This window comes from Pseudomonas xantholysinigenes (assembly GCF_014268885.2).
GTDB classification, from domain to species: domain Bacteria; phylum Pseudomonadota; class Gammaproteobacteria; order Pseudomonadales; family Pseudomonadaceae; genus Aquipseudomonas; species Aquipseudomonas xantholysinigenes.
Genome location: NZ_CP077095.1, coordinates 3417836 through 3430606 on the forward strand (window position 1 = coordinate 3417836; position 12771 = coordinate 3430606).

Annotated in this window: 10 protein-coding genes; 1 reads left to right on the forward strand and 9 read right to left on the reverse strand. The window is 66.5% G+C overall.

The genetic code is table 11. The features are described from left to right. Window positions 1-8: 8 nt before the first annotated feature. Genes HU772_RS15175 through HU772_RS15195 form a run of 5 tightly spaced genes read right to left on the reverse strand, consistent with a single transcriptional unit; the run spans window position 9 to window position 5359 of the window. Window positions 9-1700, reverse strand: coding sequence for a WD40 repeat domain-containing protein (locus HU772_RS15175; protein WP_186659723.1), 1692 nt, complete (start codon window positions 1698-1700; stop codon window positions 9-11). A gap of 24 nt (window positions 1701-1724) precedes the next feature. Continuing rightward, window positions 1725-2321 (reverse strand): GTP cyclohydrolase II, encoded by a 597-nt coding sequence (locus tag HU772_RS15180; protein ID WP_186659721.1) that lies wholly within the window; start codon window positions 2319-2321, stop codon window positions 1725-1727. A 34-nt stretch (window positions 2322-2355) separates the two neighbouring features. Next, window positions 2356-3366, reverse strand: coding sequence for a formylglycine-generating enzyme family protein (locus HU772_RS15185; protein ID WP_186659720.1), 1011 nt, complete (start codon window positions 3364-3366; stop codon window positions 2356-2358). Window positions 3367-3422: 56 nt separating this feature from the next. Beyond that, window positions 3423-4316: a VOC family protein gene (locus HU772_RS15190; RefSeq protein ID WP_186659719.1), complete on the reverse strand. Its 894-nt coding sequence runs from the start codon at window positions 4314-4316 to the stop codon at window positions 3423-3425. Next, window positions 4316-5359 carry a methyltransferase gene (locus HU772_RS15195; RefSeq protein ID WP_186659718.1) on the reverse strand — a complete coding sequence of 348 codons (1044 nt, stop codon included), beginning with the start codon at window positions 5357-5359 and terminating at the stop codon, window positions 4316-4318. Before HU772_RS15195 ends, HU772_RS15190 begins: the two co-directional genes overlap by 1 nt. A 313-nt stretch (window positions 5360-5672) precedes the next feature. Here HU772_RS15195 and HU772_RS15200 point away from each other — a divergent pair, with 313 nt between their 5' ends. After that, complete coding sequence (locus HU772_RS15200; RefSeq protein ID WP_186659717.1) at window positions 5673-6317, forward strand: helix-turn-helix transcriptional regulator; 645 nt, start codon at window positions 5673-5675, stop codon at window positions 6315-6317. A gap of 319 nt (window positions 6318-6636) precedes the next feature. Here the strand turns inward: HU772_RS15200 and HU772_RS15205 are convergent, their stop codons facing one another. Genes HU772_RS15205 through HU772_RS15220 form a run of 4 tightly spaced genes read right to left on the reverse strand, consistent with a single transcriptional unit; the run spans window position 6637 to window position 12718 of the window. Further along, a complete protein-coding gene (locus HU772_RS15205) occupies window positions 6637-8025 on the reverse strand; it encodes an efflux transporter outer membrane subunit (protein WP_186659716.1) in 1389 nt (462 codons plus the stop codon). Then, window positions 8022-11105 (reverse strand): MexW/MexI family multidrug efflux RND transporter permease subunit, encoded by a 3084-nt coding sequence (locus tag HU772_RS15210; RefSeq protein WP_186659715.1) that lies wholly within the window; start codon window positions 11103-11105, stop codon window positions 8022-8024. Before HU772_RS15210 ends, HU772_RS15205 begins: the two co-directional genes overlap by 4 nt. Before the next feature lie 18 nt (window positions 11106-11123). After that, the gene (locus HU772_RS15215; protein ID WP_186659713.1) at window positions 11124-12218 is read right to left on the reverse strand and encodes an efflux RND transporter periplasmic adaptor subunit; all 1095 of its coding nucleotides are present in this window, start codon (window positions 12216-12218) and stop codon (window positions 11124-11126) included. A 14-nt stretch (window positions 12219-12232) separates the two neighbouring features. Then, window positions 12233-12718, reverse strand: a complete 486-nt coding sequence (locus HU772_RS15220) for a DUF2165 family protein (protein ID WP_186659711.1) — start codon at window positions 12716-12718, stop codon at window positions 12233-12235. Window positions 12719-12771: the final 53 nt, after the last annotated feature.

Here is a 12771-nt window from a genome sequence, read left to right on the forward strand (position 1 = left end):
ATCCTCCGTCAGGACGCCAGGCGGGCGTCGATGCCATAGATGCGCCCGTCATAGGAGCTGGCCAGGAAGGCATCGCTGAGCGCGTCATGGCTGAGGCAGGAAATGCCGCTGGCGGTTGGCCGCTGCACCGGCAACCAGCGCCGCGAGGCCAGGTCGAACAGCGCCACGGTGCCGTTGTAGGCGGCGGTGGCGATCACCCGGCCATCCTCGGAGGCGGCAATGCACTTGATCGAGTGCTGGTGTGGTGAGTCGAACACCTCGTCGCCGGTGTCCAGCCACAGGCGCAGCTTGAGATCGCGACCGATGCTGGCGAAGCCACCGGTGATGGTGCAGCAACCGTTGGAGATGCGCGTGTGCGCGCTTTCGATATGGCGCACGCAGCTGAAGTCCTCGATGCTGTGCACAGCCGCATCGGCCGAGGCGCAGACACTGAACAGATGGCGCGCGTCAGCGGCCACGCCTTTGATCGCGTTCTCGTGCATGGGGATCGACGCCACCAGGCGCAGTCCGCCCTGGCCGTCATGGGCGAACACCAGGCCTTCACCAGTGTAGGTGCCGATCAAGGCATGCTCCTCACCGTTGCGCACGAAGCTCGCACCGCAGTTGAGCGGCGAACGGTGCTGGTACAGCAGGCGCCCGCTCAAGCCGTCGAACACCTGGCCCATCTGGCCGCCGGTCAGCAGCAGCGAACCAAACGGCAGGAGGAAGTTGCACAGGCTGCCGACACTGCTCACCGGCTGGTCGTCACGGTGCAGGATGCCGGCGTCGCCGATGCTGTAGCGGCGTTCGTCGCTGCGCACCACGGCGTTGATGCTCACCGCCGGCTCGATGCCCGAGACCTGCCACTGGTCGCGCTCGTAGTTCCAGGTGGCATAGCGCGAGCCGAAGGTGGCGAACACCAGTTGCTCGTCACCGACGAAGGCACAGCTGCGCGGCCAGACGATGCTCGGCAGCGCGGTGCTGCGGCGCTTGACCAAGTTGCGCCCGGCGTCGAAGGTCCAGAGGACCGCCGAGCGGTCGTAGCTCAGGCTCACCAGCAGGCGCTTGTCGTCGTTCCAGACGATGCGCTTGATCCCCGCGGCATGGGCCGGCACGGTGTGCACCTGGCCGTCGGCGATGATCGAAATGCGCCCTTCATCGTCGCCGGCGAACACCACGCCCTCGCGGGTGATGGCGATGGTGTCGGTCTCGACACCGCCGATGTCCACTTCACCGCACTGCGCGCCACTGCGCGTGTCCCACTGGCGCACGGTGCCGTCGTCGCTGCTGGAAATCAGGCGCTGGCCATCCGGCGACCAGACCACCGAAATTACATCGGCCTGGTGACCGTGAAAAGCCTGCTGCAACACGCCGTTGAGGTCGAAGATGCGCAGCACATGATCGCGCGAGCAGGTTGCCACGCGCTGGCCATCCGGGGAGAACACCGCCATTTCGACGTCATCGTCGTGGTCGCGCAGGACTGCTTTCAAACGCATGCTCGGTACTTCCCAGATGCGCGCGGTGTAGTCGCTGCTGGCGCTGACCAGGTACTTGCCGTCGGCGCTGAAGGCGCACTGGTTGGCCAGGTGGTCGTGGTGCACGCGGTGAATCGGCTCGCCGGTGCTGGCGTTCCACAAAATCACCTGGTTGTCGTAGCCGGCAGTGGCGACGAAGTGCGCGGCATGGGCGGCGATGCCGCTGATCGGGCCAATATGTTTCATCGAAAGATCCTTTTTCGCGAGCGATCAGAGCTTGATCGAATGGCTGGACTTGTCGGCTTTCGCCTGCAGGTAGTTACGGTTGTGCTGGGTCAGGAATACGCCGGTGGGCACTTGCTCGACCACGTCGATGCCGCCGGCGCGCAACTGCGCGACTTTCTCCGGGTTGTTGGTCAGCAGCCGGCACTTCTCCACGCCCAGGGCGCGCAGCATCTGCACCGCTGGGTCGAAACTGCGCGAGTCGGCCAGGTGGTTCAGGCGCAGGTTGGCTTCGTAGGTGTCAAAGCCCTTGTCCTGCAGCAGGTAGGCCTCGAACTTGGAATACAAGCCGATGCCCCGCCCTTCCTGGCGCAGGTAGATCAGGTAGCCGCCGACTTCGTGCAGCGTGCGCAGGGCCTCCTGCAACTGGGGGCCGCAATCGCAGCGCTGCGAGCCGAACACATCGCCGGTGATGCACTCGGAGTGCACCCGCACCAACGGTATGTCGCACTGCTCGGGGCTGATGCCCACGGCGAAGTGTTCCTGATGGCGTTCGAAGCCGTGGAAGCCGAAGAAATGGGCGTCGACATCGCCGCCGAGTATGGAGATCGGCACAATGGTATGCAGCGAAACATCCTTGTTCATGGGATCAGACCTCTTGCACGGAAGACGCGGTTGCTTAGTTGTGGTGTTCCACCAGGCGAAAGCCCATGACGTAGATCGGCCGTGGGTAGCGCCCGTGGCGGCGCGCGGTGCGCGCCAGGTCGCGAAAGCGGGTGAAGCTGCCACCACGGGCCACGCGGTGGGTACCGACATCGAGCACCAGGTCGTCCTCGATGCGAGGGCCACCGGGGTAGGCCTGGTAGTCTTCGGCCACGTACTCCTCGACGTTACCGGCCATGTCCAGCACGCCGAAGGGCGAGGCGGCGTCGACGAAGACGCCGACCGGGGTGCTGTCCAGGTAGCCCAGCTCGGCGGTGTTGGCGTGCTCGACCTGGTAGCTGTCGCCCCAGGGGAACTGCCGCCCCTCGGCGCCGGCGGCGGCATATTCCCACTGCGCCTCGCTGGGCAGGGCGAAACGCCGTCCGGTGCGTGAGCTCAGCCAACGCACATAGGCGTCGGCATCGCTGGCGGCGACGCTGTACACCGGGTGGTTGGCGTGATGCCGCGGGTAGCGACCGAACGCCCAGCCTTCGGGGATGCCGGGGTGGCCGGTGTCGAGCAGGAACTGGCGGTACTCCTGGTGCGTCACCGGAAACCGGGCGATGCGAAATGCCGCCAGCTCCACCGCGTGGCGCGGGGTTTCCTTGGCGATCCAGCTGCGGTCCAGGCCCAGCCCGTCGAACTGGTCCATCACCTGCTCCACCGCCTGCGGGTCGAGGCCGATGTGCACGCGCGCCGCCGGGATATCGATCATCTGCGGGGCAAAGGTGTCGATGCGCGGGTCACCACGCAGGGCCAGCACCTCACCGGCGGCGATGCGCCGGGCCAGGGGCTGGCTGGGCTGCTGGAGAATCGTCAGGAGGACGTCCAGCGGCCCTTGCAGCAGTTCGGCGAACGCCGTGGCGACCCGGGCCTGCAACGGATGCTCCTGATACTGCTCGGGGTAGCCCATCAAGGCCCGGTCGCTGACATCCTTGGGCAAGGGGCTGGGCAACCGTGGCCAATGCCACTGTTTGTAGCTGTTCATGCGAATACCTGCCTGAACACCGGCCCGCCGAACGGCAGGCCGGTGACAACGAGGGATCAGAGGCGGTCGAGAAGCAAGCGAGGATTGCTTTCGATCATCTCCACTTCGGCGCTGTAGACTTCGATGACCAGGCCGTCCGGGTCCTCGAAATACACGGCGCTGCGGACCTGGTCCGGGCCATGGTGATAGCCCGGGGCCGGGCCGTTGCCCTTGACCAGCTTGATGGTGCCGGTGGCCGTGACCTGCTCGGCGATACGCCGCACATCCTCGGGCAGCGCGCGGATGCCAATGTGGTAGCCGGCCGGGTAGCTGAAGGCCTCGCTCTGCTCGATGAAGAAGTCGAAGCCGTTGAGCTCCATCACCGCCTTGCGTGGGCCAAGGTTGTAGCAGTAGTTGGCACCGAGGATGTCGGCGTAGAACGCCTTGGAGGCTTCCAGGTCGCGGGTGAGGATATTGACGTGGTTCATCTCCGGGCGCTGCCTGGCCCGGGCCGCATCGTCCAGCCCCAGGCCATCGAGTGAGCGCCACAGCTTGGTGGCGGCGGCGAACTTGGCGAAGCCCGGCAGCCAGGCCTTGATCGCCTGTTCCGCGGCCTGGTCGCTGGTGATATCCAGCGCATAGGGATACAGGAACCCCTGGCATGCCTGCTGCCATTGCGCGAGCACGCCACTGGTCGACGGCAGCTGCGCCAGCGTGCCTTGCACGCGAATCAGCACCAGCGCGGTGTTGCGGCACAGCCCGCGGGCCTCGTTGAGCAGGCTGCCCAGCGCGACTGGCGGCGTCGCGCTGTCGAGCAGCAGGCAGACCGCATCCACCGGCCCCTGCCCTGCCGCCTGCTGGCTGACCTGCAGGCTGAAGCCCGCCTTCGCCGCCGCGCTGCCCAGGGTGTCCAGGGCTTGGGCTGACGCGTCGCCAAGCGGCGCGCCATGCAATGCCAATAAGCGCAACATCAGGCAGCCCTCCGTCCGACCAGCAGGGTGTAGCGGCCGATCGGCTCCTGTTCCACCGCAAGCCCGGCCGACGCCATGCTGTCGATCAGGTAGCGGGTCGAGTGCAGCTCGCCGTTGACCGTGTTGAGCATCATGTGCAGGGAGAAATCGGCGGACAACGCCGGATGGATTTCGTCGTCCTCCAGCGCCATGCTCAGCACCAGCAGCGCGCCACCGTCCTCGACCATGCCAGCGGCGCCAGCGATCAAGGTGCGCACCTGCTCACGGGTGAAGTAGTGCAGGCAGTCGTTGAGCATCACCACATCGGCGCGCTCGCCCTGGTACTGGGCCAGGTCCAGCAGGTTGCGCGCGTGGAAGCGCAGACGCTCTTCCAGTTTGTATTTGCCGAAGGTGGTTGCAGCGGCGTCACGGGTCGGCTCCAGGTCCCAGACTTCACCCTTGACCTGCGGATGACGGCTGGCGATCTCGGCCAGGTAAGTGCCATGGCCGCCGGCCAGGTCGATCACCCGCCGGGCCTTGTCGAACAACGGCAGGTCGCGCAGCACATCGACCATCGGCTGGCTGAAACGGACCATGGCGTCGTTGAATGCATCGCGCGCCGCCAGGTCGTGCTTGAAACGATTTTCCTGCTGGAAGTCCAGCGACTGGCGACTGCGCAGCACCTCGTCCAGGCGCGGCCAGTTGTGCCATTGCAGACGCTGGTGATCGATGATCGGGCCGATGAACTCGGCGCTGTCACTGACCAGGAAGCGCTGGCTCAGCGGCAGGTTCTCGTAGCCTTGCGCGGTGCGCTTGAGCAGGCCCATGGCGACCAGCGCGTTGAGGAAGATCCGCCCCTTGTTCGGCACCCAGCCCAGCGCATCGCTCAAGGCCTGGGCGGCGATCGGCTGGCGGGTGTGGTCGAACACGCGCTGGGCCAACGCCGAATGCAGAATGGCCGATTGACGGTACTGATCGGACAGTTTCACCAGGTCGACCACGCTTTGCAGGCTGCTCACCTCGTCGGCGTGTTCGTAGATGGTCACGGGTTTCTGGGCATTCATGCACTCACGTCCCTGTCGAATTATTGGAGTAGGACCTGCGCCCGGCCATTGGCCAGCCAAGGAATTCCACGAACTTGCACGCAACCCTCCCTGGGACCGGCAAGCACAGGCTCCGAAAAACAGCCTAGACCTGAGTCAAAGAAATACAACCAATAACTTTTATATTTTTATCGAATATAAATTTCACTATCGATACTCGTTCACCTTGCACCTATCCGCACGAATACACGCTATCCTTCGCCCACTCACCTGCGCAAAGGATGACCCAGGCGAGTGCCCGACCCGCTCATTCACGCCCGGTTCCCAAGGCTCCATGACCTCGACCTCCGCTGACCCGAACTGCACCACCGACCGCATTCTGTTCCTGCTCAAGACCCGCGGGCCGCTCAAGACCGCCGACCTGGCCCAATTGCTCGGTATCACCTTCGAAGCCACCCGCCAGCAGGTGCAGAAGCTCCAGGCCAGCGAGCTGATCAGCGGCATCAGCGTCCCGGCCAAAGGTGCCGGCCGGCCCTCGCAGAAGTGGGCACTGACCGCCGCGGCCCAGCGCCGCTTTCCCGACTCCCACAGCGTGCTGACCCTGCAACTGATCGAAAGTGTCGAGCAGGTGTTCGGCAGCGACGGCGTCGACCGCCTGATCAGCCGCATGGAGGACAGCAACAGCCGCGAATATCAGCAAGCCTGTGGCGACGCCGAAACCTTGGAAGACAAGGTGCGCATCCTGGTGCAACTGCGTGAACGGGCCGGCTACATGGCCGAGATGCAGGCCGATGGCCAGGCCTGGCTGATCGTCGAAAACCATTGCCCGATCTGCATTGCCGCCACGCGCTGCCAAGGGTTCTGCCGTAGCGAACTGCAGGTGTTCCAGGCGGCGATTGGCGAGCAGGCCACTGTCGAGCGCTGCGAACACCTGATCTCCGGCGATCGCCGCTGTGTCTACCGTATTTCGCCGAAGTAGCTTGCTGAATTTCGAAAGTCAGCATGCACGCCGATTGTTTGAGGTCTGTGGGAGCAACTTCAGCCGGTGCCAGGCACCGCGTCGCTTGCTTCGCGGCGGTGCGGCGGTCCGACAAGCCCGCTCCCACAGGTGTGGTGCAGGCCCTGAGGTCAGCGCGGTCACTGTGGGAGCGGGTTCACCCGCGAACACCGGCACGGCCGGTGCCAGGCAGCGCGTCGCCTGCTTCGCCAGCAAGGCTGGTTCCTACAGGAGGCGCGCAGGTTTGAGGGCTGTGACTGCAAAGCAAGACCATTGCACCCACAAGCACCATCAGTCCCGACTACTGCCCCTCACTCCCCCACCCCAACGCCTTGTACAACGCAATCGCATCCAGGTACGACGCGGTCTCCGCGTCCGCCACCTCGCGCTTGATGGCGAACAGCGCGCGCTGGTTCTCCAGCACCGCCAGGTAAGTCCCCGCCCCGCGCCGGTAGCGCTTGTTGGCGATGTCGATGGCTTCGCTGCCATGCCCGGCGGATGCCACCAGGCTTTGCAGCCGCGACTGGTTGCGCACCAGTTGGGTCACCGCGTTTTCCACCTCTTCCCGTGCCTGCAACACAACCTGCTCGTAACGCGCCCGCTTGCCATCGGCCAGTGCTTCGCGCGCGCGCAGCCGGGCCCGGGCGTTGCCCAGGCGCAGGGCTGGCCAGGTGACCACCGGCGCCAGTTCGTAGGCCCGGGCGGCACTGCCCAGGTCACCGCTGCGCAAAGCGAAGAAGCCGATGAAGCCGCCCAGGTCCAGGCGTGGGTACAGCTCGGCGGTGGCCACGCCAACCTCCTCGGTGCTGGCGGCCAGTTCACGCTCGGCGCTGACCACGTCCGGGCGCTGGCCGATCAGCGCATCGACATCGCCCAACGGCAATTGCCGCGCCAGTGGCGGCAGGAACGCCGCATCGGCCTGGGCCTGGCTGCCCGGGACTGCGCCGGTGAGCACATCGAGGCGGTAACTGGCCTGCTGGATCGCCGCCTGCAACGGCGGCACCGCTGCCTCGCTGAGCAACAGGTTGGCGTGGGCGTTTTGCTGGTCTTCGTACTGGCCGCTGCCGGCCCGTACCTGGGCCGTGGTCAACTGCAGGGTCTCGCGCCAGGCCTCGACCTGGTCTTCGGCCACGGTGAGGCTGCGCTTGAGCCCGAGCCGCAGGTAGTAGTTGCGCGCCACCTCGGCGGCAATGCTCAGGCGGGCCTGCCGCAGGTCGGCCGCGGCCGCGTCGGCACGGGCCTCGGCGGCATCGGTCAGGCGTTGCAGGCGGCCGAACAGCTCAACCTCCCACTGCACGTCGAAACCGGCGCGATACTGCTCGCTGCGCATGCGCCGCGGGTCGCTGCCATCGGCCGGTTGCTGCTGCTCCAGGCTCTGGTTGTAACCGGCGCGGGCGGTGACCCAGGGATAGCGGTCGAGGCTGCGGTCGTCGAACAATGCCCGCGCCGCCAACAGGTTGGCATGGGCCTGGCGGATATCGTGGTTGTGGACCAGGGCCTGGTCCACCAGGCGCACCAGTTGCGGGTCGTCGAAGAATCGCCACCACTGCGCCGGCAACTCGCCACGCGCGGCGAACGCGGCCCGCTGCGGGCTGTGTACGCCGCTGACCGGGATTTGCGGCACCTGATAATCCGGGCCGACGCTACAGGCGCCCAACGCCAGCAATGCAACAGGCAACAGACGTTTCATGGCTGACGCTCCAGGGTTTCGGCCAACGACCGGGCGCGCGGCGAGCGCACCGTGCTGGCATGGTCGCGGGCCAGCAGGCTGTAGATGGTCGGCAGCACGAACAGGGTGAACAGCGTGCCCACCAGCATGCCGGTGACAATCACCACGCCCAGCCCGAAACGGCTGGCGGCACCGGCACCGGAGGCGAACAGCAGCGGGATCAGCCCCACCACCATCGCCGCCGTGGTCATCAGGATCGGCCGCAGGCGGATCCGCGCCGCCTGGCCGATGGCCGCGCGGCGGTCGAGGTGCTGCTCGGCCTGCAAGGTGTTGGCGAACTCGACCATGAGGATGCCGTGCTTGCTGATCAGGCCGATCAGGGTGACCAGGCCGATCTGCGTGTAGATGTTCACCGTGGCCACCCCCAGGGCCAGCGGCAGCAGCGCGCCGCTGATCGACAACGGTACGGTGATGAGGATGATCAGCGGATCGACCAGGCTCTCGTACTGCGCCGCCAGCACCAGGTAGATCACCACCACGGCGGCGAGGAAGGCCAGCATCAGCGCGTTGCCCTCCTGCTGGTACTGGCGCGCATCGGACTGCCAGTCGATGCTGAAGCCCGCGGGCAATTGCGCGGCGGCCTGCTCGAGGAAGGCCACGGTATCGCCCAGAGTCACCCCGGCAGCGGGGATGGCCTGGAAGGTCGCGGCGTTCTGCTGGTTGAACTGGGTCAGGCGGTTGGGTTCGACCTGCTCGCTGACCTGCACCACGGTGGACAGCGGCACCAGCCGGCCCTCCTCGCTGCGCACGTACTGGCGGGTCAACGCCTGCGGGGTCAGGCGCTGGTCCCTGGGGCTCTGGGCGATCACGTCGTAGGAGCGGCCGTCCAGACCAAAGCGATTGAGGTAGTTCTCGCCCACCAGCACCGCCAGCGATTCGCCGATGTCCTGCATGCGGATGCCCATGCTGTTGGCCTTGGCCCGGTCGACGCGCACCTGCACCACCGGGTTGTTGTAGTCCAGGTCACTGTCGACCACGGCGAACAGGCCACTCTGCCGGGCCTTGCCCTTGAGCTGCTCCATGGTGTCGTACAGCACGCGGTAGTCCTGGGAGCTGCGCAGCACCATCTGCACTGGCAGGCCACCGGTGGAGCCTGGCAACGCCGGCAGCTGGAAGGCGAAGATGCTGGTGCCCTCGACATCGTTGACCGCCGCTTGCAGCTCGAGCTGGATCTGCGAGGCATTGCGCTCGCGCTCGTCCCAGGGCTGCAGGTTGATGCCACCGATGCCCGAGGCAATGCCGTCGCTGCCGTTGATGATCCAGGTGCTGACAGTCTCCGGCAAGGTGCGGTAGACCGCATCGAGCTTGTCGGCGAAGCGCTCTACATAGGCCAGGTTGGCGTGCTGCGGCGCCTTGATCGCGGTGAGCAGGCCGGCCTGGTCCTCGGTCGGCGCCAGCTCGCGCTGCGGCAGGCTGTACAACAGCGGCAAGCTGACCAGCACCAGCACGGCGAACGCGACGCTGATCCAACGGTGCTTCAGGGAAAAACCCAGGACCTGCGCGTAGCGCTCGGCCAGCCACTCGAAGAAGCGGTTGGCGGCATGGGCCATGCGCCCCTCGGATTGGCGCGCATCGAGCAAGAACGAGCTCATCACCGGCGACAGGGTCAGCGCCACCACCCCGGACACCACCACCGCCCCGGCCAGGGTCAGGGCGAATTCGCGGAACAACGCGCCGGTCAGGCCGCCCATCATGCCGATCGGCGCATATACCGCCGCCAGGGTGATGGTCATGGCGATCACCGGCCCGGCCACCTCGCGGGCGCCGATCAGCGCCGCGGCCACCGGCGTACGGCCTTCCTCGATATGCCGGTGCACGTTTTCCACCACGACGATGGCATCGTCCACCACCAGCCCCACCGCCAGCACCATGGCCAGCAGCGTCAGCAGGTTGATGCTGAAGCCGAACGCCAGCATCAGCGCCGCCGCGCCGAGCATCGACAGCGGGATGGTCACCACCGGGATCAACACCGTGCGCAGCGAGCCCAGGCACAGGTAGATCACCACCACCACGATCAACAGCGCCTCGAGCAGGGTCTTGCTCACTTCGTCGATCGACGCCTGGATGAAACGCGCGGTCTCGAAGGCCAGTTCGGCCTTGGTGTCCGGTGGCAGGGTCTGGCGGATCTGCGGCAGCAGTTGGCGGATGCCATCGACGATCACCAACGGGTTGCCGCCAGGGGTGGCGAACAGCCCCAGGTGCACCGCCGGCACGCCGTCCATGCTGGCGCTGGTCTCGGCGGAGGCTGCGCCCAGCTCGACGGTGCCGATATCGCGGATGCGCACCAGCCCATTGCCATCGTTGCGGATCACCAGCTCGCGGAAATCACCGACCGAGGTCAGGTCGGTGTCGACGCGGATATTGGCGATCACGTACTGGCCCTTCACCTTGCCGGGCGCGGCCTGGTAGTTGTTGCGCCGCACCGCCTCGGCCACGTCGGCGGCGGTCAGGCCGCGCGCGGCCAGGCGCGCCGGGTCGATCCACAGGCGCATGGACAGGGTCTGGCCGCCGAAAACCTGGACCTTGGCCACGCCTTCAATGGTGCTGAGCAGCGGCTCGACCACCCGGGTGAGGTAGTCGGTCAGCGCCGGGATCGGCAGGCTCGGGCTGGCGAAGCCGATATAGGCCACTGCCGTCGACTCGCCGGCGGAGCGCTCGATCACCGGGTCATAGGCCCGCTCCGGCAGGCGGTAGCGCACCTGGTTGACCTTGGCCATCACCTCCGTGAGAGCCTGGGTCGAGTCGCGGTTGAGTTCCATGCGCACGGTCACCAGGCTGCGGCCCTGCACCGAGGAAGACGACAGGTAGTCGATGCCTTCCACCGAGGACACCGCCTGGGCGATCGGCTGGGTGACGAAACCTTGCATCAGTTCGGCGGGGGCGCCGGGGTATTCGGTGGTGACGGTGATGGTCGAGCTTTCCAGCAACGGGTACTGGCGGATCGGCAATTGCAGCAGCGACAGCAACCCCAGCAGCAGGATCAGGGTGCTGACCACCAGCGCCAGCACAGGCCGGCGCACGAACAGGTCGGTGAATGTCATGGCGGGTTCTCGCGGGGGTCAGGCGCCGCTGGCCGGGGCCTGCAGGGTATCTTCGATGGCTTGCACGGCGGTGCCGTCGCTCAGGCGCAATTGCCCGGAGACCACCACCTGGTCGTCCTCACGCAAGCCCTGTTCGATCACCACCCGGCCGGCCTGGCGCTCGCCGGTGCGTACCGAGACGCGTTGCACCACCAGGGCATCGGCGGCGGCATCGTGGCGGGCGACGAATACCGTGTCGCCATAGGCGGTATAGGCCACCGCGGTTTCCGGCACGCTGAGCACCTGGCCGACCTCGGGGCTGGCCACCTGCACACTGGCGTACATACCGGCCGCCAGGCGCGCATCGGGGTTGGCCAGCGTCGCCTGCACCTGCACCGTGCGCGAACGGCCGATCAGCGGGTCGATGGCCGTGATGCGCGCGGTGAACGGTGTGTCGGGGAAGGCGTCGAGACGCACCTGCACCGGCTGGCCGGGGCGCAATTGGGCGCTGAGCTGCTCTTCGAGGGAGAAGTTGACGTACAGACTGCGGGTATCGATCAGGCTGACCACCGGATCACCGACATTGAGGTACTGGCCCTGGTTGACCCGACGGATGCCCAGGCGCCCATCGAATGGCGCGCGCACGGTCTTCTGGGCGATCACTGCCTCGGTATGGGCCAGCTCGCCCTGGGCCATGTCGCGGGCGGCCAGGGCGTTGTCCAGCTGCTCCTGGGTGGCGGCGTTCTCGCGCAGCAGGTCCTTGACCCGCCGGTGGTTGGTGCGCGCGTTGTCCAGCTGGGCCTTGAGGCGCAGGCGCTCGGCCTGCTCCGGCGCATCGTTGAGGGTTATCAGCACATCGCCCTTGCGCACCTGTTGGCCAGAGCTGAAGTTGATCGCCGTGACCCGCCCGCCGATCTCGGCGGAGACCAGCACCTGGTGTACCGCCTCAAGCTCGCCGACCCCGGCAAAAGCACGGTTTTCCAGGCCTTTCTGCACCGTGGCCAAGGCCACCTTGACCAGGTGCCGCGGCGCGGCGGCAGTGGCCTGGGCCTGGCCGGCATGGCGCCAGGCCAGGCCACCGGCGGTGACCAGGGCCAGCACCAGGGCGCTGCCGAGTATCGCTTTGCCATTCATTGCGCGTCCTCCCCTCATGCCCAGCTCAGGTTGAACAGGAAGAACGCCAGGATCGACCAGAGCACCAGCACCAGGTGGGTCAATTGCAGGCCTTCCTGGCGGATCCAGTAACCGAACCACAGGCCGCCGAGCAACATCGCCAAGGTGAAGGCGAGCATGGCGCCCAGCGCCAGGTTCAGCCAGGCCCGGGCCATGAGCGGGTCCTGGGCGATGACCAGGGCATAACTGCCGATCCAGGCCGAAAGGCTGGCGACAATCTGCAACAGCAAGATCACCAGCAGCGCAACCCGAGCCAGGGTCGGCGACTGGCAGGCGCGGCGCAACAGGGGGAATTCGATGGCCGGTGGTTGGCGCAGCGGCGCCATGGCCAGGGTGGCGCCGATGGCGCCGACGGAGCTGGAGAACGCCTGCAGGTTGTTCAGTACCGCGATGCTCAGCCACAGCGCCAGGCCCACGGCCTGGATGGCCTGGAACAGCCACAGGGAGGTGTGCAAATCCATATCAACGTCCGTATTGATGGCCTGGCTTGGGGTGTCCAGGCAATTACACAAGA